Source organism: Wolbachia pipientis (genome assembly GCF_030373985.1).
Taxonomy (GTDB): Bacteria; Pseudomonadota; Alphaproteobacteria; order Rickettsiales; family Anaplasmataceae; genus Wolbachia; species Wolbachia pipientis_D.
Map to the genome: position 1 here is coordinate 246,884 of NZ_JAUCRB010000001.1, position 24,106 is coordinate 270,989.

The 24,106-nt window shown below is 34.5% G+C and carries 21 protein-coding genes, 1 tRNA gene and 1 pseudogene; 13 read left to right on the forward strand and 10 right to left on the reverse strand.

The features are described 5' to 3' along the window. The first annotated feature begins 210 nt into the window (after positions 1–210). From QUS22_RS01330 to QUS22_RS01345, 4 genes are all read left to right on the forward strand, one after another. Positions 211–495, forward strand: coding sequence for a hypothetical protein (locus tag QUS22_RS01330; protein ID WP_289513187.1), 285 nt, complete (start codon positions 211–213; stop codon positions 493–495). Then, a complete protein-coding gene (locus QUS22_RS01335) occupies positions 467–856 on the forward strand; it encodes a hypothetical protein (RefSeq protein ID WP_289513188.1) in 390 nt (129 codons plus the stop codon). The genes QUS22_RS01330 and QUS22_RS01335 overlap by 29 nt, the downstream gene beginning before the upstream one ends. Positions 857–1,143: 287 nt before the next feature. Beyond that, on the forward strand, positions 1,144–1,338 hold the full coding sequence (locus QUS22_RS01340; protein WP_289513189.1) for a hypothetical protein: 195 nt from the start codon (positions 1,144–1,146) through the stop codon (positions 1,336–1,338). A gap of 229 nt (positions 1,339–1,567) precedes the next feature. Continuing rightward, positions 1,568–1,641 (forward strand) — tRNA-Pro (locus tag QUS22_RS01345). A gap of 757 nt (positions 1,642–2,398) precedes the next feature. Here the strand turns inward: QUS22_RS01345 and QUS22_RS01350 are convergent. Both QUS22_RS01350 and polA read right to left on the reverse strand, forming a co-directional pair. Next, on the reverse strand, positions 2,399–3,451 hold the full coding sequence (locus QUS22_RS01350; protein WP_289513190.1) for a hypothetical protein: 1,053 nt from the start codon (positions 3,449–3,451) through the stop codon (positions 2,399–2,401). Positions 3,452–3,501: 50 nt separating this feature from the next. Beyond that, entirely contained in the window at positions 3,502–6,087 is a 2,586-nt protein-coding gene (polA, locus tag QUS22_RS01355) for a DNA polymerase I (RefSeq protein WP_289513191.1), read from the reverse strand. A 169-nt stretch (positions 6,088–6,256) separates the two neighbouring features. Here polA and QUS22_RS01360 point away from each other — a divergent pair, with 169 nt between their 5' ends. Both QUS22_RS01360 and QUS22_RS01365 read left to right on the forward strand, forming a co-directional pair. Beyond that, positions 6,257–6,424, forward strand: a complete 168-nt coding sequence (locus QUS22_RS01360; protein WP_289513192.1) for a hypothetical protein — start codon at positions 6,257–6,259, stop codon at positions 6,422–6,424. Between the two features lie 19 nt (positions 6,425–6,443). Continuing rightward, a complete protein-coding gene (locus tag QUS22_RS01365; RefSeq protein ID WP_289513193.1) occupies positions 6,444–6,596 on the forward strand; it encodes a hypothetical protein in 153 nt (50 codons plus the stop codon). Positions 6,597–8,270: 1,674 nt separating this feature from the next. Here the strand turns inward: QUS22_RS01365 and hslU are convergent. Together hslU and hslV are read right to left on the reverse strand one after the other, a co-directional pair. Beyond that, the gene (hslU, locus tag QUS22_RS01370; RefSeq protein ID WP_289513194.1) at positions 8,271–9,761 is read right to left on the reverse strand and encodes an ATP-dependent protease ATPase subunit HslU; all 1,491 of its coding nucleotides are present in this window, start codon (positions 9,759–9,761) and stop codon (positions 8,271–8,273) included. 1 nt (position 9,762) lies between these two features. Then, positions 9,763–10,317 (reverse strand): ATP-dependent protease subunit HslV, encoded by a 555-nt coding sequence (hslV, locus tag QUS22_RS01375; RefSeq protein WP_289513195.1) that lies wholly within the window; start codon positions 10,315–10,317, stop codon positions 9,763–9,765. A 105-nt stretch (positions 10,318–10,422) separates the two neighbouring features. Here hslV and gshA point away from each other — a divergent pair, with 105 nt between their 5' ends. Next, positions 10,423–11,583, forward strand: coding sequence for a glutamate--cysteine ligase (gene gshA, locus QUS22_RS01380; RefSeq protein WP_289513196.1), 1,161 nt, complete (start codon positions 10,423–10,425; stop codon positions 11,581–11,583). A gap of 11 nt (positions 11,584–11,594) precedes the next feature. Here the strand turns inward: gshA and QUS22_RS01385 are convergent, their stop codons facing one another. From QUS22_RS01385 to QUS22_RS01400, 4 genes are all read right to left on the reverse strand, one after another. Next, on the reverse strand, positions 11,595–12,446 hold the full coding sequence (locus QUS22_RS01385; RefSeq protein WP_289513197.1) for a hypothetical protein: 852 nt from the start codon (positions 12,444–12,446) through the stop codon (positions 11,595–11,597). Between the two features lie 82 nt (positions 12,447–12,528). Next, positions 12,529–13,512: a ferrochelatase gene (gene hemH / locus QUS22_RS01390; RefSeq protein ID WP_289513198.1), complete on the reverse strand. Its 984-nt coding sequence runs from the start codon at positions 13,510–13,512 to the stop codon at positions 12,529–12,531. Further along, positions 13,509–13,904 (reverse strand): hypothetical protein, encoded by a 396-nt coding sequence (locus QUS22_RS01395; protein WP_289513199.1) that lies wholly within the window; start codon positions 13,902–13,904, stop codon positions 13,509–13,511. Before QUS22_RS01395 ends, hemH begins: the two co-directional genes overlap by 4 nt. Next, on the reverse strand, positions 13,897–14,184 hold the full coding sequence (locus QUS22_RS01400) for a hypothetical protein (RefSeq protein ID WP_289513200.1): 288 nt from the start codon (positions 14,182–14,184) through the stop codon (positions 13,897–13,899). Before QUS22_RS01400 ends, QUS22_RS01395 begins: the two co-directional genes overlap by 8 nt. Before the next feature lie 232 nt (positions 14,185–14,416). Between QUS22_RS01400 and ndk the strand changes: the two genes are divergently transcribed. Continuing rightward, positions 14,417–14,836 carry a nucleoside-diphosphate kinase gene (ndk, locus tag QUS22_RS01405; protein ID WP_289513201.1) on the forward strand — a complete coding sequence of 140 codons (420 nt, stop codon included), beginning with the start codon at positions 14,417–14,419 and terminating at the stop codon, positions 14,834–14,836. A gap of 61 nt (positions 14,837–14,897) precedes the next feature. Here the strand turns inward: ndk and QUS22_RS01410 are convergent, their stop codons facing one another. Then, on the reverse strand, positions 14,898–15,779 hold the full coding sequence (locus QUS22_RS01410; protein ID WP_289513202.1) for a zinc ABC transporter substrate-binding protein: 882 nt from the start codon (positions 15,777–15,779) through the stop codon (positions 14,898–14,900). Between QUS22_RS01410 and QUS22_RS01415 the strand changes: the two genes are divergently transcribed. From QUS22_RS01415 to uvrB, 5 genes are all read left to right on the forward strand, one after another. After that, the gene (locus QUS22_RS01415) at positions 15,771–16,511 is read left to right on the forward strand and encodes a metal ABC transporter ATP-binding protein (RefSeq protein WP_289513203.1); all 741 of its coding nucleotides are present in this window, start codon (positions 15,771–15,773) and stop codon (positions 16,509–16,511) included. The genes QUS22_RS01410 and QUS22_RS01415 overlap by 9 nt on opposite strands. Further along, complete coding sequence (ubiB, locus tag QUS22_RS01420) at positions 16,508–17,941, forward strand: 2-polyprenylphenol 6-hydroxylase (RefSeq protein WP_289513204.1); 1,434 nt, start codon at positions 16,508–16,510, stop codon at positions 17,939–17,941. The genes QUS22_RS01415 and ubiB overlap by 4 nt, the downstream gene beginning before the upstream one ends. A 623-nt stretch (positions 17,942–18,564) precedes the next feature. Then, positions 18,565–19,797 (forward strand): cytochrome b, encoded by a 1,233-nt coding sequence (locus QUS22_RS01425; RefSeq protein ID WP_289513205.1) that lies wholly within the window; start codon positions 18,565–18,567, stop codon positions 19,795–19,797. Then, the gene (locus tag QUS22_RS01430) at positions 19,797–20,561 is read left to right on the forward strand and encodes a cytochrome c1 (RefSeq protein ID WP_289513206.1); all 765 of its coding nucleotides are present in this window, start codon (positions 19,797–19,799) and stop codon (positions 20,559–20,561) included. Before QUS22_RS01425 ends, QUS22_RS01430 begins: the two co-directional genes overlap by 1 nt. Positions 20,562–20,655: 94 nt before the next feature. Then, positions 20,656–22,626: an excinuclease ABC subunit UvrB gene (uvrB, locus tag QUS22_RS01435; protein ID WP_289513207.1), complete on the forward strand. Its 1,971-nt coding sequence runs from the start codon at positions 20,656–20,658 to the stop codon at positions 22,624–22,626. Positions 22,627–22,638: 12 nt separating this feature from the next. Here uvrB and tnpC read toward each other — a convergent pair. Further along, positions 22,639–24,039, reverse strand: a pseudogene (gene tnpC, locus QUS22_RS01440) (IS66 family transposase). Positions 24,040–24,106: the final 67 nt, after the last annotated feature.

Consider the following 24,106-nt stretch of genomic DNA (forward strand, 5'->3'; position numbering starts at 1 on the left):
AAGATAACATATTCTTAAGAATAGGAACAGTGAGGGATAATCAATGGATATCAAAAGTAACTTATTAATTCGAGCTACAAAATATAATAACAAGAGAGTTGTGAAGTTTACTCTAGGTCTATTTAATGAATTAGATAAACTCTTTTTGTCCGTTAGAAAAAGGAACCTTTACACAATAAGAAGGATAATCATCACTTAAATGATGCACTTGTGTTTGCTATAGAAAATCTTGGTTACGACATAGTAGAATTACTTGTCAAGTCGAGAGCTGATGTCAAATTATTAGATAAAAACAATAAGAATACTATAACACATGCTGTGGAAAAATTAGCCACCTCAAAAGGTTTATCATTAGACCTATCAAAAAGCTTACCAGAGGAAATAATTTCTCACCCTATGAGAAAATTTTTGTTGGAAAGAGGTTCTGAGTATTATAGTACAGACAGCATGGATATTGAAGGGAAATATGCTTCATCAATACGGAGAAATATATGACGTTCTTTCTTTACAATCAGAGCCTATTTATGAAGAAATACCTGCTCAGAACACTAGGGAGCAATTTGTATATGATGAACTTATTTATGCTGAAATAGATGGTTTTGGAGATGATGATTCACTAAGTAGCGTTTACTTTAGCATAAAAGAGCTTAGAGCACAGAGAAAGCCGGTTGATCCACTGCACATATGTGCCAAAGTAGATCTTGGTGCAAAAAGGAAAGCAAAAGAGCAGGCAGTAACACCCTCTCAGCAACTTGTACTCAACGATGAGCATATTTATGAGGAAATAGATCATTTTAGAGAGAGTAACAATTCACTTGGCAGTGGTTATTTTAGTATAGAAGAGTGTGCAGCATAGCAAAAGGCTATATATGAGGAAATCTCAGATGAAATAGAGCATAAGACCCACTCTACGTTAGCACAGGAGGTGTAAAGCACAGGGGAGAGTCAATTGCTTTATTAAAGTATGAACCTATATATGCCACAGTAGATCTTCATGCAAAAAGATTAGAAAGGAAAGCAAAATCTATAAAAGCTGATTCTGGTACTTACCACCGACTAGTAAAAGATAGAGAAAATCAATGGTAAGAAAAAATAAATGAACGCAAATCAGAAGCTAATGCAACAATAGGTCGAAAAGAGAAATTGCAGACTAATTCTAGAAGAGCTGTTGATGCCAATGTAGAAAGAATAAAACAGAAATATGAGTCAGGTTATGATTCTGGCTATGATTCTGATACAAAAATAGAACAATCAAGAGTAGAACATGGATTATCTATAACTCCCAGCTCTAAAGTAAACTCAGTTGATGTCGAATATGGAATAATAGGAGGTTGTTGATATAAAATTCACTGATGTATCACTTTAACTGTATGGTTTATGGAGGTGTGATAGTAGAAAATGTGAGCAGGAAACTTAATACAAACTGTTGTTCTAGCTCGTGCTGCTCTATTGCTGAAAGGATTGTGAGCAAGCTCTTTTAAGAGATGTCATGTAATAAAAATCATCATTTGACAAATAAATGAACCTTGCATTCAATCTTAGTTATTGATATTTTAAATAAGGGGACCGGGGCGTAGCGCAGTCTGGTAGCGCATTTGGTTTGGGACCAAAGGGTCGGGAGTTCAAATCTCTCCGCCCCGATTCTTTACACTAATTTTAGTATGCCTTAAAACCCTTCCAATATCCTGCATTAGCCAGCTATACATACGGCCTTTTGTGCCTTATTATCTGTATTTTTTATTTTCTTTTTACGATAATATTAGTTTAAGCATATCATGACAGCACTTCTAGCTGCTGAGAGTCATAACTGTACGAGCATTGCGACTTGGGCTTACTAGGAGGTGTCATTTAAGTAGCTGACTGGCAATAGAAATTGAATTAAATAAAAAAACTACTTGACAAGCCTAGATGTCTCACTTCACCATGATAGTGAAGCTATTATTTAACTTCCTAATCGGTGCAAATTAAAAAGACAAGAAAGCTTGTATTTGGCGTGCTAATGTTTAATTTTTTGCACTATGTGCACCGTATGTCTTTATAAAACTAGGGTTTTGGCCTATACAAGCTGAAACACGCTTATAAAGCGTGCAAAACATCATCCAAATGTCAAATTTTAAAATAAAGAGTAGAATAACTAGCTACCACGGGATTTTTCTGTCTTTTTTTCTGCTTGGTAAATTTCTTTAATACTTAGATTAGTTTCAGTTTAAGAGTCCAATAGAGGTGTTATCCCAGCGTCTGGGTACTGGCCTTCTGGTAGACAATATTCGTGCAGTTATGCACTAGCTTACTTGCATGACAATACTTTTGCTTCAATACTTGCACATTAACTACGCCCTTGAAGATGGACAAAATGTGCCTATTGGAATTGGTCAACCAACACTCAAAGTTGATGCAATTACGGTAGGCGTGAGTTATAATTTAGTGGTAATGTACTGGTTTTTTCTTCTTTTTGTCGTCGTTTATCTTCTTCTTTCTTTCGGAAAGATTCTTGATTTTCCTTAACTTGCTCAGGCACATTGGGCCGCTTTTCAGCAGGTTGATTATCTCTTCCAGCTCCCTTAACTGGAGTTTTTAGAATTGCACTAATTTTACTACTAATTTCACTACCCCATTCTTTCTCCTTTTCAGTATCAGGGTTGTACAAAGTACCTTTTTTGTTATTTGAAAAAAGAACCTCAAATCCTCCTTTTATGGCGAATATTTCACCAATAACAGCAGCAACTATCACAAGTGTAGTAGGACCAAAAATTAATATTGAAGTAATGGAAAAAGAAATAGGAAGAAGAATCTTACGTAAGAATGTTGTTACTATTTCTTCATCACTAAGTGGTGGTTTATCCTCTTCTTTTTTATCTTTACCTAAGAATGGTATTTTTTCTTTTAGCCCATTTATAAAGTAGCTAGAAATGTTTTTAGGATCTCCCTTTATTCCCAACGGCCACCCAGCAAATTTTATGAGTGAATCTTTAGCTTCTGTACCACGTATATCATTTACACACTCATCAACCACTTCTTTTATTTTATTATTCTCTAAATTCTCCTTGCTAGCTAAATTTTTTTCTCTAATTTTCTCAAATACGTAAATTAAAAACTGAAGGAAATTTTCTTCACTTAGTGACTTTATTTTTTGATTAACATCGTTGAATATCTTTCCTCTATTCTCAAGTACAAAAGTAAAAATTTTCTTTTCATTTTCATTCTGTAACCAAGCTAAATGCTTCTCTAATTTCTCTTTTTCTTGCTCTGAAAGTTTTTCTTGCAGTTTCTTTGCTATTTCTTCAATCTCCTGCTGTATTTGCTTCTCTGGATTTTTTAAAGTATCTAGAAAAGCACGATAGATTAACTGATGTTCCTCTTTTTCAAAGACTTTCTCATCTTTGTTAGTTGCCTGAGTGGATGGCTCTAAAGGTTTCGGATTCTTTGTTCGTGGAGTTAGTATTCCTTTCATAACTGACTTGCTCACATTTACTACACTTTAATTGTAGCATATTTTTCATATTAGCTCAAATGGCTTATACTCTTAGAGTATGCGGCGTTTAAATTATAATTAAGAAAATTTGAGCCCCAATTGTCACTAATTTTTACTTCTACTTCAAGTGGTATAGAGATTTTTACAGCATTTTCCATTGTGTCTTTTATAAGTTTTGCTGTTTCTTGTACCTTGTCGTCCTCTACTTCAACCAGTAGTTCATCGTGAACTTGGAGGATTATTTTACCTGCTTTTAACTGATCAAAAAGTTGAATCATCGCACATTTTATTATATCAGCAGCAGTTCCTTGCACGGGTGCGTTTATAGCTGCCCTTTCTGCGAATTGTCTTAGGTAAGGAATTGTATTGTTTATGTCTTTTACAAAGCATCTTCTGCCAAACAAAGTTTCTACATAACCATGCTGTCTTGCGATAGACACTGCTTTTTCCATATAGACCTTTATTTCTGGATAACAGGAAAAATAATAGTCAATGTATTCAGCAGCTTCTTGAATGGTAATTTTAAACTTCCTTGCAAGGCCAAACGGGCTAATGCCATATATGATCCCAAAATTAATGGATTTTGCTTTTTGCCTTAGTTGTTTATCTACATCTGCACCTTCTTGCACTCCAAAAATTTGCCTTGCAGTGATATTATGAATATCTTGTCCATTTGCTAAAGCTTCCTTAAATGCTGCAACATTTGCAATATGTGCCAATATTCTCAATTCTATTTGTGAATAATCTGCAGAAATTATCTTGTATCCTTTCGGTGCAATAAAAGCTTGTCTAATGAGATTTCCTTCTTTACTCCTGATAGGAATATTCTGCAAGTTAGGTTTGCTGGAGCTAAGCCTGCCTGTTGCAGTTGTTGAAAAGCTTGTGTGTAATTTACCATCGAGAGGGTTAACCCGCTTTGTTAGTGCATCAGTATATGTACCCTTTAGCTTGCTTAAGTGTCGCCAATCTAAAATTTTACTTGCAATCTCAGCTCCTTCTATTTCAAGTTTCTCTAATACTTCAGAGTTTGTGCTATACGATCCAGATTTTGACTTTTTCTTCTTGTTGAGCCCCATCTTATTAAATAAAACATCACTTAATTGTTTTGGCGAAGCAATATTAAATCTTTCTCCTGCCAGGTCATATATATCATCCTCAAGTGCAGCAATTAGCTGTTGAAATTTATCAGATAATTCTTGCAGTTTATGAATATTTAGCAATATTCCATTTTTTTCCATGTTAAGTATTACTTTAGTAAGCGGCTTATCGAAGCGCTCGTAAATTGTGAAAAGCTTTTCCTGAAATAATCTTTGTGCCAGCTTTTCATGGATCACTATTAAAGTTTTTGCCGAGAAAATCTCTACATATCCACTCAAATTGGATGCAATTATGTTTGGAATGCTATGGTCATGTTTTCCTGTGTCAAGGCTATATGACATTGTCATCAAGTCATCAACTGAGCCTAGCACTTTTTCTATTGTAGGGAATGTTTTTCTGATCTTTCTAATATCATGTATTATTTTAAGCACTCCATTTGAAAGTAAAGTTGAATTAATGGTAATAAGTGCATCTTGTAAGTAGTTTTGATCTATGTAGAAAATGTTATTTTCATTGTAGGATAAGGAGATTTTGTTTAATATATCGTTTTCACAGTGGCAATAGATTGCAATTTTGCCTTCATATCTGCAGTGCTCTAAAAATTTTTCTAATTCTTCACTACTATGTTCTGTTTTTTCTTTTGTGCTAGGTCCATTATAAGAAAAGAGCTTTTCTACTTTGCCTATCAATGAATTAAATTCATACTTCTTTAAAAAGGATAACAATTTCTCCATATTTGGAGAAAGGACTTCATATTTGGTAACATCGTGCTGGAGGCCCACTTTCTTGCATAGTGATAAAAGTTCTCTTGAAATTAACGCTTTTTCTTTATGTTCGGTAAGAATATTACGTATTCTCGTTTGCTCGATGTTGTTGATATTTGCTATAATGTTGTCCAACGAATCAAATTCATCTAGCAGTTTAGCTGCAGTTTTTGGACCTATTCCTGGAACGCCAGGAATGTTATCAGATGAATCTCCAGTTAGAGAAAGTAAGTCGAGAAGCTTATTTGAGCTTACACCAAATTTTTCTATTACTTGTTTTTCATCTATATATATATTTTTAATAGGATCAAATATTAGAATGTTGTAATTCAAAAGCTGAAACAAATCTTTATCTGGCGAGACTATTACCACTTTAAAGTCTTGGTGGCTGGAGTATTTTGTAGCTAGTGTTGTAATTATGTCATCTGCTTCATAGCCTTCAATTTCTTCGTAGCTGAGATTAAAAGCTTCTGCTGCTTCTCTTAGTATTGCAAACTGCGGAATTAGATCCTCAGGGGGTGTTACTCTGTTTGCTTTGTATTCAGGATATAAATCATGCCTGAAATTTTTTTTACCGGAGTCAAATGCTATGGTTAAGTAATCTGAGTGGGCAATGTACTTAAGAATCATATTCAGAAAACCATATACACCACCTATTGACATACCAGTTGTGGTAATTAGATTAGGTAAGACGTAATAAGCTCTGAAAAGGAAGCTGTAACCATCAATGATTGTGAAAGTTTTTTCTTTCATTGTAGATATTTGTGTGTGCTTTTAATGGTCCATTATTTAGCTGCGAAAATCAAGTCTTTGTTTTCTGCTTTTGAGTGTTGTAAGAAATTTTACCGAAAATAGTATTCATGCATAGTTAATAGTTACTATTTAAAGTTAAGTTATGTCGCTAATAAATTGAGAGCTTAAAATGAATAAAAAGACCGGAAAACCAAAAGGATCAAAATCATCGAACCAAATTGCAAAAACAAGGCGTAAACTCAGCAAGTCAGATATTAGTAACTCAGTTATTCCTGACTATGCTTCAGTGGATAGTGAAGTGGTTCCAATAAAGTTAGACCAAGAGCTAAACAAATAACCGAATCTCTAAAAGTGAAATGTTGTCTGATCGAGTAACACCAACAGCTTCAGTAACAAAAGATGACCCTCGGTCAAAATTGGCAAGTAATAGAAAATTGCTTGTCCAGGGAGAATTGAAAAAGATCAACACTCTTACAGCACAAAATGATTTTACTGTATTGAAAAAGTAATCTCCTCAGTTAAAGGGCAATCCCAAGCAAACTCAGAAAGAGGTTGAGCGGATTTGTCAGTCTTGATGATCAGATTAAAACTCTACAGAATAGACAAAATGACCTGCGGTAGAAGCTCGCTAGCATTGGGCAGCAGAGTAAATCATTTATATGATAAAGTCAATTAAGCATAGCGCTAAAGAAAGGAAGCAAAATTCTCAATTAAACGGAATAATAATGATTAAATGAAGAATTGAGCTTAATAGGAAATTTGAAAACTACAAGAGATTAGGAATTTTAGTTTTGTAAGTAGATCTCTTAGCATAAGTAACCCTAATAATAAATATTTGGAGGGAATAGATAAAATAGTACGAGAGCATTCTCAACAGTATGGACATTAAGTATGCAATAACCGCGATGATTTTTTGAATTCGAAATCTTTTATATATAGGTCTCTTCGGGAAATTATAGATAGAATTAATTCTACATATGAGGATAAGTAAATCTTGCTCAGATATGACGCATATCAAGTTAAAGCTTTACTTCAAATTGGTAACATAAAAGGAAAGGAAGATAAAAAAAGCGCTAGAGGAGATATATAAAGACTTAAAGAACAAAATGAGTAAAAGTAGAAAAAGCTTTGACTCAAAAAATGATCAATATATTCGTAAACTGAGAGAGAATTGAAGCACGCTGCCTGATCCAATGTTGGAAGTATCTATAGCAAGCAGTACAACAATCTCAAAGTCTTGAGGATATCGGGAAGAAAATCTTACAATTTTATATAAAATTATAAAATAATGGCTATAGCTAGTGCAGACCGTTTTTTCCGTTCTATGGTCTAGTCCATGACTTTACAAATATTTGCTTTATAGATAATTCATACAGCAAGTGGTATCATACAAGTGGTTGGCACTGACATCCAGAAATTTAATTGTAAGTAAGCATGCTGAACTGGCGAGCATTGGAAAGAAAGTGCGGCACTTTAAGGTGTTACTAGATAGAATATCGTCGTTGTTGTGGTGCTACTCTTGACTTGTTAAGCTCGCTCTGTGTTTTTAGCTTTTCTACGGCACTAATAAGGCTTAATTCCTTACCATCAATTTTGATTTTGACATTTATGTTTTTTTAAAATCTTCATCACTTGATTTATTACCCACTATTTTAATAGTGTCATTACTATCGGAGGTTAATGAAACGCTACATTTTCTTCCATTGATATACCACTTGAATTGCAACTCGCCTTCTTATAAGGAAGACTTAGTTAAGTCATAATATCTAATTTTTTTACCATCTTCATTATTGGCAAATAAACACTTATAATTTTCCCGTTATCACCCAATATTGAAAAATCAGTGATTTTGTTATTTTTACAGAATTTGTTATTTAAAATTTTACTTATTTCAATATCTTTACTCTTATCTTTCAGTATTATTCACGCGTGGAGACTAATATTATTGTTCCGGTGACTTTGATAAATTAATACGTGGTGAATAATAGTGTCATCTTGAATACATTTGCAAAACTCTATTTTAGCTTTTTCCCCTAATTCAATATATTCTTTGGGAAAGACCTTTTGCATCAAAGAGTTCATCATTATCAGACGTACCCTGATTTGCGCTAACATGTTTTTTGTTCTATTAACATACCTATATTCCAATTACATGGAAAAGTATTAATATGCTAATCATTTTATCAAAGTATGAACTTAGATAAATCTAGTTGTTTTGAGATCGATTCAAGCTTATCTTTTACATATTTGCCGTCTATAATAAATTTTTCACCATTTTTCTCAGAAGCGATAAAACTTATTTCGTCCAAAAGCTTCTCCATTACAGTATGTAGCCTTCTTGCACCTATATTCTCCACTTGCCTGTTAACTGTAAACGCTATTTCAGCTATGGTTTTAATGCCATCATCGGTAAATTCAAGCACCACGTTCTCTGTTTTCATTAGAGCTATGTACTGCTTCAACAGACTAGATTCTGGTTCCTTTAATATTCTTATTAAATCCTCTTGAGTAAGTGCCTTAAGCTCTACTCTGATTGGTAATCTGCCTTGCAACTCTGGTAAAAGATCGGATGGTTTAGATTGATGAAAGGCACCAGATGCAATAAATAATATATAATCTGTTTTTACGTGACCATACTTAGTTGAAACGGTTGTTCCTTCAAGCAGTGGTAATAAATCACGTTGTACTCCTTCTCTATTTACCTCACCTTTTATCTCTGTACGTGCTGCAATTTTATCTATTTCATCTAAAAATACTATGCCTTCATTGCTAACAAGATCAAGGGCTTCTTTGATTATCTTATCTTCATCCATTAACCTTTCACTTTCTTCATTAATTAATATTTCACGTGCTTCTTTTACCTTAACCGTAATGGTTTTTGTTTTTTTGCCTCCATTAAACATTTTACCCATTAGCTCTGTTACATTTACTATGCCAACTTGCCCGCCTGGCATACCTGGTATATCGAAAGCTGGTAACATACTCTTACTTTCTCTGACATTAATAGAAACTTCTCCGTCTTCGAACTCTTTATTTCTCAATTTTTCTCTAAAAACCTTTTTACTTTCTTCGGTTGCATTTTCACCGACCATAGAATTGACTATTATCTTCTCAGCCGAATTTAAGGCTTTTTTAGCTAAGGCCTTGCGGGCTTTCTCTTTAACTAAAACTATTGCTGCATCGACCAAATCGCGTATTATTGAGTCAACATCACGCCCAACATATCCTATCTCTGTAAATTTCGTTGCTTCAACTTTTATAAATGGTGCGCCTGCGAGCTTTGCTAAACGGCGAGCTATTTCAGTTTTGCCAACTCCTGTGTGACCAATCATCAATATATTTTTAGGTATGATTTCATCGCGTAAAGGAAGAGCAATTTTATTGCGGCGCCAACGATTTCTAAGTGCAATAGCAACTGCACGCTTTGCATCATCTTGCCCAATTATGAACCTATCCAATTCTTTAACTATCTTTTGTGGCGGCAGATCATCTAATAAAATTTGTGTACTGTTATTAACTTGAGCACTGCTGCTGATTGAATCACAGTTGCTTTTAGTACCTTTATAGAGGTCATTTTTTTTATTGTAGGTATTACTACCACAAGACTGCCCTTCTGAAAGGGTCTTAAGTTGATTGGAGAAATTAGTGCATAAAGTTTTATGTTCAGAAGACATGTTACCCCTCTATCTTTTCAATGACTACATTATGATTTGTGTAAACACATATATCGGCTGCTATTTTCATAGCCCTTTTTGCAACTTCCTTTATTGGCATTCCTTTAACGTCAATTAAAGCCCTTGCTGCAGATAGAGCAAAATTTCCCCCAGAGCCAATAGCTGCAATTCCATCTTCAGGTTCAAGAACGTCACCTGTTCCCGTAATTACTAACGAAATAGATTGATCTGCAACTATCATCATAGCCTCCAATTTTCTCAAATATTTATCCATTCTCCAATCTTTTGCAAGTTCAACACATGCTCTCATTAATTGTCCTGGGTGTTTATCAAGTTTTGATTCCAGTCTTTCAAAGAGAGTAAATGCGTCAGCTGTTGCTCCAGCGAACCCAGCAATTACGGAATCACCAGAAAGGCGTCTGACTTTTTTTGCTCCAGATTTTAGAACGGTGTGGCCTAGTGAAACCTGCCCATCACCTATTACTACTACACTTTTGTCTCTTCTAATTGACAGTATGGTAGTTCCATACATTTTGCTGTTATCCTGTTGAGTCATTTTTCTGTCACTTTAAATAGTAATTGCATTATACTGTAACCGTTAGTTAAATATGTTCAATTATAGCTTATATATAGTACTTTCCTTATAACATTTAAAGTGTAGATGCAAAATATAATTCATCCAAATTTGGAAAAAAGTGTAAATAATTGGTTTGGGGCAAAGTTTAACAGTCTTAAGCTGCCATTTTATAGCTCTGTAGATCTTAGAAACTCCGGTTATAAAATTGCCCCGATAGACGCCAATTTATTTCCTTCAGGATTCAATAATCTAAGTGAGGTATCGAAAACAACAGCAGCAAAACTAATAAAAAACTACTTTGAGAAAAAACGATATAAAAAAATTCTTATAATACCGGAGAACTATACACGAAATAAAATGTATATAGAAAACGTGTTTACTATAGAGACAGTACTGCGGCTAGCAGGTTTTGAAACTAAAATTGGTCTCTTTTATAACGAAGCCTCTAATTTAGTAGAGTCATATGAAACTATTGTGAAAGAAGACTCTCTGCTAAAGACAACTTCAGGGCTTGTACCCGACGTTATTATACTTAATAGAGATATGACAAGCCACATTCCAGACGCGTTAGAAAATATAAAACAAGAGATAGTACCGAGCCCATTATATGGTTGGCACAGTAGGCAGAAATTTCAATATTTTAAAATCTATCAAGAGTTAGTGTCCGAATTTTGTGGCGAATTTAAAGTAGACCCGTGGCTTATTTTTGCATTTACAGAGAGCTGTAAAGGAGTTTATTTTGATGATAATTCATCGCTAGAAACAGTGGCAACTAAAGTTGACCATGTGATATCTCTAGTGCAAAAAAAATATGAGGAATATAAAATAAAAACTCAACCTTATGTTTTTATCAAAGCAAGCAATGGAACGTACGGAATGGGCATTATAACGGCAACAAGTGGAGAGGAAATATTAAACCTCAATAAAAAAAAGCGTCATAAAATGAAAAAGATAAAGGAGGGAATGAAAATCAATAATGTTATTATACAAGAAGGTGTACCGACAATCGATGTGTTTGAGCGCAGTCCTGCAGAGCCGCTAATATACTATGTAGGAAATACACCGACGTGCTATTTATATCGGTATAATAGCAGGAAAGATGTATATTCTAGTTTGAATTCCACTGATTGTGAATTTTATGATATAAGCCAGGCTGTGGAAGGTAAAACTTTATCACTTTGGAGTATGATTAGCAAATTGGCGGTGTTAGCGTTAGCGGTAGAAATGAAGTCTTTTCATCTCTAGTTCCTATCTCTCTACACCCTGCAGCCATTGGGCAGATCATGATTGCTCCGTTCATGATGATTATGATCAACACCATAAAGATCAGTGGAAGGATCATTATTGATAGGTTGGTGAAACAGCTTGTCAAGCTGGAATGCCAGAAATACTGCGTTATATATTATTCCAACTGTTTCGCTTAAATTGAAATTGTAGATTACACCATTACTCAAGTTTATCGGTATGGTTGCAATGTCTACCCTTTTTAATATGAAGTTTAACAAACTTAACAATAAGGCTAATGTGCTAATAATTAGCGCCTTCTTACATTTAGCAAGTTCCTTTTTGCATTCTGTGAATTCATTAGTTCCCTTTTTATCTTGGTATTTCTTATGTGCATCTTGATATTTTTTGTATGTATAGTAATAGCTTATATGTTCTGAAATGAATAGGAATAAGATTGTTGATGTTAAGTGAATATAGCTTATTAAATTTGCATTCTCTCTAGTTAAGAAATGGATGACTTTTAGCATTATTAGCGCTTCTATAGTGCTACTTGCAAGATTAGCTGATTTGCTCACAATTTTTGCTAATTCTTTTTTACCATTAGAACCTCTATAGTCCTTGATTAGGTCGTGTAAAGTAAATGCTAAATGAGCAATGTATAGAATAGATGTCGGAAACTTTATTAGCTGAGCAACATTCTGTATAAGGTAGATGTTGAATCTATTATTGTCAATAAACTCACAGCAAAATTGTAGTGAAATCTTACACAATAGAGCTATCAAACCTGTTGTGATACAAATTATCTTTCTGATATCATGATTGTGAGTGTCGTGTACCCTTTGTGCGAACGTGTTTGGTTTCTTTTTGAGATTATTTAGCATAAATAGCTAATAAAATAATAATTTCTCATTATTCTACCATGTAAAACCTTAAAAGAAAAGAAAAGCACTATAAATCAGGGCCTTAAGGATAATTTATACATAAATCGGCTAGGCATTTTATAAATAAAGGATTGGTGCTGAGAGTTGGTATACGAAAGTAATATCCATCCTTGATAATTGCTTTATACTCCATATCAAGTTCCACAAGTGTTTCTGAATGCTCAGAAACAAAAGATATAGGTGATAAAACCACAGGTACACAGTCAGCTTTTGCGCGTGATAATTCACTTTCAGTGCTTGGCTCTAGCCATTTTACAGGGCCAATCTTGCTCTGATAGCATATTGACCAGTCAAGGTTTTGAATATTTAATTTTTTTACTATTAATTTTACTGTTTCTTCTATCTGTATGGCATAAGGGTCGCCTTTTTTAATAATACTAAGAGGCAGGCTGTGGGCTGAAAATAAGACTCTTGGCTTACCAACTTTGGTAGCTAACTTATAATACTTAGCTATCAAGTTAGTGTGAGCTTCAATAAAGTTTTGGTTCTCATAATAATGTTCAATTATTTTTGTATTGCATTTTAGATCGAGTTTTTTGGCATTTTTTTGCCAATTTTCGATGGATGATAAAGTTGTGGTAGTTGAATATTGAGGGTACAGCGGTAGCAGAATTACTTCATCAGGATCAAACTGCTTTACACTTTTAACAACTTCGTTAGCAAAAGGATGCCAATAACGCATACAGGTGAAAACTTTAATGAGTTTTGGTGTCATCCTAGTGTCCAGATACTTGAACCTAGGAAGAAGAGTTCTATTGAGCTCTTGCTCAAGCTCTTCGGCTTGTATTTTTGTGTTTTCCATAATTGGTGATTTGCCTCCAATTTGCTCATATATTTTTTGTGCAGTATTTTCTCGTTTTGCAGATATAAACTTCGCTAAAAGAAATCGAAAAGGGTTTGGTAACCCTATTATTCTTTTGTCGTAAAAGAGATTAAATAAAAAAGGACGAACTGCGTGCAACGAATCAGGCCCACCAAGATTAAACAAGACAATTGCTTTTTTCACCTACCGCCACAGCAAGTTATTTTTGGGGTGCCTATAAGCTCAGCTACAGGTTTATCGAGTATAGATATAGGCACTAAATTTCTTACACTAGCATACAATAAGTGGCAAGATTTCTGCAAGTTACTCTTGGTAGACGTAAAGCTTCTATCAAAAACCACATCAACACAAAAATTTGGCACTGCTTCAAGGAGTTCAACAGCAGCTAAAGATAGCATTATACTACTTTGTAGAGCCTTTAGATGAGTATTTAGAGGAAAAAGTAAGATTGCAAGAAAAGATAGTCTACTTGCCTCATTTAGCAATTGTTTTTGGTTAGGTGAATTATATTCAATGTGTTTTCTGTTTTGATCGAAGATGGGATATTTTATAATATCTTTACTCAAATTATTCATCTATTTCTTTTCTACTATAGCTGGTGATTTTTTCCGTTGATTTCTCGCGTAGATGAAAGGCCCTCACAAAGAAACATGTAGCAATCATTAAGACAGTATATACAAGTACACACTGCATGAGACTTATGCTGCTTGCCTTGGCTAGCAACGCAAAATAAACAAGCAGTGGTATAATTATCATTTCAAGAAATGGAAGAGCATTTTTCTTTATTGCAAAAACAGCACCTACTTTTGATTTTGTATTATCACGTGAGCTATAATCTAACCAGCTGAAAAACACCAAAATATAAGTTAAAAACCCTTTTATTCCACAAAAATTTTATAATTTCAAGTCATTGGCTAATTTTTTAGTAGTAGACTCAACCTGTTCATTAATTTTCTCATAACAGTTATCCATATAATACCTCTTCGATGGTTTATTCTGATAATATAAGTAAAAAACTACTTTTGTTAAGTAAAAATTCGCAATAAAATAAATCTATAAACATATGATCTGAGTATAAGGAAATAATATGGCAATTGAGAGGACACTTTCGATACTAAAACCTGACGCAACAAAAAGTAATATTACAGGTAATATAAACTCATATATCGAAAAATCTAGACTAAGAATTATAGCGCAAAAAATGATGTTACTGACAAAAAAGCAAGCAGAGCTGTTTTATGAAATTCATAAAGATAGGCCTTTTTTTGGGGAGTTAGTGGAATTTATGACTTCTGGTCCTGTGGTAGTTCAAGTGTTGGTTGGTGAAAATGCGATAAGTAAATACAGGCAAATCATGGGGGCTACAGATCCAAAGCAGGCAGATAAAGGTACAATCAGAGGTGATTTTGCTGATGACATTAGTGAAAACAAAGTTCACGGCTCGGATAGCCCAGAAAATGCTCGTAGAGAAATAGCTTTCTTTTTTGCTGAATGTGAATTGATATAGCTTCAGATTTACTAAAATAGATATATAGCCACATTTTGCTATAACTTTTGCTTAAAGGTTATTATCCAACAAAGCAAGATTTGAAATTTTGTGTGATGCTGTTGATTATAGCGAGATATGCGTCTTTTCCAGGTTCTATATTTAATCCAATAGGGTCAAGAATTACCATTTTTGAGTCATTAGAAAGGGCTTTGGGTTTTATGTTATCTTCTTGTGAAGGAGAAAATATACATTTAATGTTTTCTTCCTTCATTGTCTTTTTTAGTTTCATTAAACTTCTCATACCTACGTAAACATCCTCTCCTATAGATAGGATGGCACTTGGGTGGTTTAAACCAAAATATTTTTCAAAATATTGATAGGCATCATGCGTGACAATGTATTTTTGATTTTTAAAGTCATTCAATTCTTTTGCAATTTTCTCTTCTTCTTGGCCTATTCTTTCTACGGCTTTTATTGCATTGTGGTTGTACCGAGAGGCATTCTCCTTATCTATACTGGATAGTATTGCACTTATAGAGAATATCATGCTCTTTGCGTTTTCGGGGCTCAGCCAGATGTGCAGGTCTTTTTCTTCTTGAGTATGAATGATTTGCCTGAAAAATGAATGTGGTCGAGCAGGAAGTAGATTGACTGTTTTTGATAACTGTACAAGTTCTTTATTGTTTTTAGCAAAAGCTTTAACAAATGTTTCTAGGTTATCATCAACGTAAAATATGATGTCACTTGATTCCAAATTACCTGCATCAGATGGCTTTAATGCATGATCGTGTACAGATGTTATGCAGGCAAGCAAGTGTGGTTTTAAAATTCCATCTGTAACAGAAGCTACAAGTGAGTGTAGGGGCTTTATTGTGGCTACAATTTTTAAATTGGATGAAAGAGCAGTACTGTGGTATAGTGTGAACAAAAGTAATAGAAAAGAAGCCAGTAAATGTCTCATGAAAATATTGAGAGAAATTTAAATTCTGTCAAAAAGTTAAATAATGTCAATACTAGCCTACTAAAAGTAGAGAACCTTGCTCTTGCGTATGATAATAAAAAGGTTCTCGACGGTGTCAATATATTAGTAAAAAGAGGAGATATAGTTACTATACTTGGTCCAAATGGTGGAGGTAAAACATCTTTAATGAAAGTAGTTGCTGGTATAAATAGGGACTATTCCGGTAGTGTCGTGTTTACTGGCGATATAAAAATTGGTTATATGCCACAAAATTTTAGCATTAGTAATTTGATGCCGATAACGGTTGAATATTTCCTTTTAAATAGCTTCTCAAAAAAATTGAAAAAAAATCAATCAACTGTTACAGAGGTGGTAGAATTAGTTGGTATTGGCAACGTTTTAAAGAATCAGGTGTCGGAAATTTCTGCAGGGCAAACGCAATTATTGTTGCTTGCACGTTGTTTAATTGCAGAGCCTGACTTGATTATTCTGGATGAACCGGTTAGTGCGATGGACATTAATGTTCGGGCTAAATTTTATGATATTATGGGCAAAATGGCAAAAAAACGATCAATTTCAGTTCTTATGACATCTCATGATCTGAATTCCATTGTATCATGTTCGGATTATATAATTTGTATAAATCGTACTATCTATTGCCAAGGGAAGCCTGATAAAATTATGGAAAATAAGACTTTAAGCGAGATATTTAGCAGTTACATAGCAAAATGATTCAAAATATTCTGCGCCTTCTGTATATAATTGCAGTGCTAACTCGTTACAGCATATCACCTTATTTACTTGCTCCATCAAGGCAGTCGATAAATAAAATACGAGGCTATAAATTGAAGTGCGCTCTTGAAAAATTAGGTCCAGTGTTTATTAAATTTGGGCAATCTATTTCATCACGTACTGATATTTTAAATGAGGATATAACAAGTAACTTATTGTTAATCTGTGATAGAGTTCCATCCTTTTCATACAAGATAGCAGTTAGGACTATAGAAAGCGAGTTTAATTGTAAATTAAGCGACATTTTTTCAAGCTTTTCTAAAGAGCCAATTGCAGCAGCGTCAATTTCTCAGGTTCATAAGGCAGTTACGACTGGGGGTAAGGAAGTTGCTGTAAAGGTTTTAAGGCCAAATATTGAGAAAACGTTCTCAAAGGATATAAAAATGCTTTTCTGGTTTGCAGGGATTATAGAAAGATTTAGTGAACAATCAAGGAGACTAAAACCGATCGAGTTAGTTGAAACTTTTGCTGAAATTTGTCGATTAGAATTAGATCTACGTTTTGAAGCTGCTCATTCTTCGGAACTAAAGGAGAATACAAAAAACGACAGAGGTTTTTACGTACCTGAAGTGGACTGGAGTCGAACTTCAAAGAAAGTTTTAACATTAGAGTGGATAGAGGCAACACCGATATACGAAGTTGAGAAGCTAAATGATCATAAGCAAATAGCTGTCAATCTTATAGAATCGTTTTGCAATCAAATATACAGAGATTGTTTCTTTCATGCGGATATGCACCCTGGAAATCTAATAGTCGATAGTCACAATAATATTATCGCTTTAGATTGTGGAATTATGGGTAGAATAGACCGCGAGACGTGCTACTATGTGGTAGAGATATTGAAGGGTTTTTTAAATCGGGATTATGATTACGTTGCAAAAGTGCACTTTAGAGCTGGCTATGTTTCACCACAACATAAAAATTTTGTTGCAGCATGCAGGGCGATAGGTGAACCTATTATAGGACAGCCTATACAAAAGATTTCTTTTGCTAGTTTACTTGCTCAATTGTTCAAAATAACTGGTGACTTTGATATGAGAGTTCAAACACAATTGTTGTTACTTCAGAAAACTATGATTTTGTTAGAGGGAACATGTAGAAAAGTCTACCCAGAAGTCAATATGTGGAAAGTGGTTGAAGCATGGACAAAGAATCAACGCAAAAATAAAATAGATTATAGGGGAAAAATAAAAAGTTCTTACCCCGTAAAAACAATTCAAGAAATATTTAGCCTTGTAGAGAAATTAAACCTAATAGCTGATCAGAAACTAGAGAGCATTAAAATTAAGAATAGATCAAAAGGAAAAATCTACTTTTTTTTACTGTGGTTTATAATTGTTACATTGATCATCAAGTTTTTAACTTTCTGATAAGTATCATTTTTTACGTTGCTATAGCTAAAGTAAATAGGATTTACCTTTCTGCATAGTTGTACGAATATTGCAATTTGTGTGGCAGGTGGTGTCATTCTAGTGCTTTGACACTGGATCCATTCTTTTTTTCCTGGTCACGCACTATCAAGTAGATGTAAATAACAAAAGTTGATTGGTTTAATTTTTAACTAAATGAAAAAAAAAGGCAAAAGAAACTACGAATAGCGAGTTTTGACCCTCTAATACTTTAAATTGACTCTGTAATAATGTGCTGACGCTTAGTTTAAGCACTATTTGGCTGAATGTAGAAAGAATTTAAAAAACATGCAGCCCCAATAATGTAATGCAATCCACCAAAAAATACTCTGAGTTTTTTACTAAATTTTGTAATTGAGCCTGCACCTCAAAAACAAGTTTTGAATCTAAAATACCCTTAGCGCTAAGGTAATGTGGCTGACGAAGTTTGTCAAGCAATCTTTTCGTTCTTAATAACGGCTTGTATTGTTTTCAAATCATAAGCATTGTATGAAAAGCCTGATTTCTTAATTTAAAGTTTTTATTGTTTATGTTTGATAAGCTGCTACAATAGACAAATTAAAGGGTAGAGAAGACTTTAAGTTATGCAAGATGATACTAAAAAAAAAACAACGATAGAAGAAGAAAAAGGCATATCAGGTTGGATAGAATATAGATTACCTGTATCTTCTTTTCTAAAACATATTGCTTCTTACCAAGTGCCAAAAAACTTAAATTATGCTTGGAATTTTGGTTCTTTGGCTGGTATAGCGCTAATTTTACAGATAATAACAGGTATATTCCTTGCTATGCACTACACTCCACATGTTGATCATGCATTTAACAGCGTGGAGCGTATAATGCGTGACGTGAATTATGGATGGCTAATACGCTACACTCATGCTGTCGGAGCTTCGCTCTTCTTTATGGTGGTTTATGTTCATATAATGCGCGGATTATATTATGGGTCTTATAAAAGACCGCGAGAAATGGTGTGGTTTATCGGCATATTTATATTTTTTGCAATGATGGCAACTGCCTTTATGGGGTATGTTCTTCCTTGGGGACAGATGAGTTTTTGGGGTGCAACGGTCATAACCAATTTATTTTCAGCCATACCTTTAGTTGGCAATAAGATAGTTATATGGTTATGGGGCGGTTTCTCTGTTGATAACCCAACGCTCAATCGTTTTTTTGCTCTGCACTATCTTCTGCCTTTTGTTATTATTGCTTTAGCCGTGCTACATGTTATTGCTCTACATAGATTTGGCTCTGGTAACCCAAGTGGGGTAGAAGTGAAATCAGATAAAGATACCATTCCACTCTATCCTTATTATGTAGTAAAGGATTGCATAACATTTGGTCTGTTTTTTATAGTTTTGTTTGTATTTGTTTTTTATGCCCCCAATTATCTTGGACATCCGGATAATTATATAGAGGCTGATTCCATGGTTACTCCTGAGCATATAGTGCCAGAGTGGTATTTTTTACCTTTTTATGCAATGTTACGTTCAATTCCAGATAAACTTACAGGTGTACTGACCATGTTTGGGTCTATTTTAGTATGGTTTCTGTTACCCTGGCTTGATAAGTCAAAAATCAAAAGTGGTGCTTATCGTCCATTGTTTAAGAAATTTTTTTGGGTTTTTGCAGTAAATTTTGCATTTCTTGCTTGGCTTGGGGGACAGGAGGTTAAGGAGCCTTACATTACTCTCAGCAGGCTTTCCACCCTTTACTACTTTGCATACTTCGTGATAGTTTTACCATTGCTTAGAAAGTATGAAAAGTCAGAAGGACTACCAAAAACCATAAGTGATTCTGTGCCGGAGATGAAATAATGCTGATAAGAAATGTGTTAGCTATATTTTACACGTTACTTCTATCTAATTTTGTATATGCAGAAGAATTCAAACCATTACCAAACAAGAAAGTAGATTGGATGTTTAACGGAATTACCGGGTCTTTCGATAGAGAGTCAATTCAGCGTGGCTATAAAGTGTATAAGGAGGTCTGTGCTGCTTGTCATTCAATGAATAGAGTGGCGTTTCGTAATTTGCGAGATGTCGGTTTTTCCGAAGAAGATGTAAAACAAATTGCAGCATCTTATCAAGTTAAAGATGGTCCAAATGATCTAGGTGAAATGTTCGATAGGCCTGGAATACCTTCAGACTATTTTATTGCACCTTTTGATACGAAAGAAGCAGCTGCGGCAAGTAATAATAGTGTAGTTCCACCAGACTTGTCGTTAATTGTCAAAGCAAGGCACGATGGTGCAAATTATGTCTATTCACTGCTGACAGGCTATCAAAACGGCGAGCACGATGAAAATAATTTATATTTTAATCCATATTTTTCAGCAGGTAAGCTAGCTATGGCACCGCCGCTTTCTGAAGGAATGGTAGAATATGGCGGTACAAGGCAAGCCACGGTTGAAAACATGGCATATGATGTGGTAAATTTTTTACAGTGGGCAGCAGAGCCAGAACTAGAGAGACGACACAAGCTTGGGTTTAAAGTAGTGTCCTATTTCATAATCTTAACGGTATTTTTTGTGTTAACTAACAACAGGATTTGGAACGGACTCTATAAAAAGAAGAAATAGAGTTTTGTATGTCTATTGACACTCATTTTCATACCTTATTTACACTAACAAATATATTATATAATAGTAAATATATTATGAAAACATAGGAATTATGGAATTTCAAATAGTTACACATTTTCAACCAGCTGGAGATCAACCACAAGCAATCGATAGTTTAGTTGCAGGACTCAACAGCAACAAAAAAGATCAGGTTTTACTTGGAGTTACTGGCTCTGGAAAGACTTTTACTATGGCAAATGTTATTGCAAGAACAAATAGGCCTGCTTTAATTATGGCACACAATAAAACCTTGGCGGCACAGCTTTATGAGGAGATGAGAGGGTTTTTCCCCTATAATTCTGTCGGATACTTCATTTCTTATTATGATTATTATCAGCCTGAAGCTTACTCGCCACAAACTGATACTTATATTGAAAAGGACTCTGTAATCAACGAAAGAATTGACATGCTGCGTTGTTCTGTTGTTTGCTCTCTTTTGGAGCGCAGGGACATAATTGTGGTTGCCAGTGTTTCCTGTATATATGGTCTTGGTTCGCCTGAAAGCTATATTAATATGACTATATCCTTAAGTGTTGGAGATAAAATTTGTGTTAATAGTTTCCTGAGTAATTTAGCTGATCTCCAATACAAGCGCTCTGATATCAGATTTGAGAGAGGATATTTCAGAGTGCGCGGCGATATTATCGACATATTTCCTGCCTATTATGAGAACAAAGCTTGGCGCTTATCGTTGTTTGGCAATGAAATAGAAAAAATTTCTGAGATTGATGCTATGACTGGTAATATTATCAAACACATATATAAGATTACCATTTTTCCAAACAGCTATCACATAACCACGCGTGAGGCTCTGTTACAGGCAATTCAGTTGATCAAAGAAGAACTGCATGAACGCTTGGATTATTACTATTCACAGAACAAAATTGTTGAAGCAAAGCGCCTTGAACAGCGCACCAACTTTGATATCGAAATGATGCTAGCAACAGGAACGTGTAAGGGTATAGAAAATTATTCGCGTTATCTCTACTGCATGGAAGCTGGGGATGCACCGCCTACTTTGTTTGAGTATTTACCCGAAGATGTAATTTTATTTGTCGATGAGAGTCATGTTACCGTTCCTCAGATTGGTGCAATGTATATTGGTAATGAGGCGCGTAAAGAAAAATTGGTAGACCACGGATTTAGGCTCCCTTCTGCTTTTGATAATCGTCCATTGAAATTTGAAGAGTGGGAGAAAGTGAAGCCGCAAACCATTTACATTTCCGCAACTCCAGGAAAGTATGAGTTAGCAAAGACTAATAATGTATTCATAGAACAAGTTATTCGTCCAACGGGACTCATAGATCCAATCTGTATTATAAAGCCAACAGAGACTCAAGTTGATGATGTGATTCATGAAGCGCAAGTGACTATAAAGAGAGGGTTTTGTGTTCTTATTACCACATTGACGAAAAAAATGGCTGAAAAGCTAGCTGAACATATGAGTGAGTTAAGTATGAAGGTGAATTACCTGCATTCAGATATTGGTGCGCTGGAGAGAATTGACATTATATGCAAACTAAGATCGAAAGAAATTAACGTCCTAGTTGGTGTTAACTTATTGCGGGAAGGTCTTGATATTCCAGAGTGTGGCTTAGTTGCAATTTTGGATGCTGATAAAGAAGGATTTTTGCGATCGGAAACTTCACTCATTCAAACAATAGGTCGTGCTGCACGCAATGCCGAAGGTAGGGTAGTTTTATATGCAGATAAAATAACCGGTTCTTTAGATCGTGCATTGAAAGAAACAGAAAGAAGAAGAAAGAAACAACAAGAATATAATACACTACATAATATTACACCAAAAACTATAACAAAGGTTATATCAAATACTCTACAAGACAAAATAGTGGCTGAGGAAAACATCGATATTAGTAATGTTAATTTAAAGGATTTAAAGAAGCAGATGTTAAAACATGCTAAGAATCTAGAGTTTGAAGATGCAGCAAAAATAAGAAATATTATTGAAAGATTTAATAATGCATATTATAATGCACATAGATCAAAACGTAAGTCACTTTAGGTAAACAGTGATTTAATCATTATTGAAATAGTGTATCCGTTCAGCTAAGCGGTGTGAAAGACAAGAGATTAGGAGGTTGTGAAAAGGATTTAGCCCCTTTTGTTTCCATGTTAAGTATAACGAAATTATTCGCTCGAGGAATGTATTTCTTTGCTTTGATTATGTAAAATATGAGTTTTTGCACTGAATAACATAGTGATGTATTTGTTGTTCAGCATGATTGTTTGTCAGTGGAATGTTTTTTAGATCATTCAAAAAATTCCACATCATTCTTTCAGATTTCAAAATATTTTTCCAACTCGAGATGCTCTAACTGCTTCAGGTAAGCGGGATATCTTCATCAGGTAATACCGTGTACGTTTTCGCGATTTTCTGGCACGTTTGGCAAATCTTAAAATACCTATCTCATTTTTTAGTAAAGCTTTTTTTGGTACAAATAATTCAGTGGCTACTTTTCTTAAGTAATAGCCCGGAACTTTGACTTTAATATTACAACTATGTGCTAACCTTTCAAAGTCTCGTGTCAAATGAGCCAAGCAGATTTGCCTTTTTTTATCAGCAAAGTAATTTGTATGCTGCATGCCTGTCAGTTACTCCAAGCTATTACGGTTGCAACATACAATATTTTTTAAAACTTTCATTCCTCTTGACTCTGTCAACTTTATAAAACTTGCCGTATTGCTTGCAAACACCCAGCACCAAGTGAGCTTACCATTATTGTAATGGGCTAAGTTTTGTTGATATGCAAAACTTCACTTCTCCTTATTTTTTGTTTGATTTGTTCATACGTTTTTTTACATTTTGATGTAACTCTATACTCACTGTTGGTATGCTCCCAACACTTATGCCCGAATTAAAAATTTCATTTGTGATGCCAGCCACTTCACGCTTTGAATCTTTGTAAAACCCACTTAATGCTGCAATTACTGACTTAACTCTTGGACCAAACGCACCTGAAGTAACGCCTTCTGGTTACTTGCTGCTTCTTCTTTTTCCGCATTGCCTACAGTATCCTTGCTCCAGTTAGTATTCTACTACATAGTGCTTCATTTCTGATAGATCTACTTTCTAATAGATGTATGATTTCTCATATATTGCAATCTCTCCTCCGTGTTCGCAAGCAGGTGACAACTTTATCTTATCACCTTATCTGCGTTCATTTTAGCCCGATAATTACCATTGTGTCTGACTTGACTACCAACACTCCTTCGCTTTTTGGCTTGTCCTTTTTTATTTTGTATAGCTCTCTCGAGCTGGGCAGAGATGGATTTTTGCATTTAACCCAAGCCTCTCCTTTAATTCAGCGTTTTCTATTTTTAAAGCCCTATTTTATGCTTTTAAGTTTTTTACCTTGCTTCCAACTTTTCTATTTTTTTGCTGTAAATTTTTGCAGAGTTCTTCTAGATCGATCATGTCACCTCACTTTTATTCTATGATTATCTTTTTAGATTACCTTGTCTATATTATTTGCCTACCCTGC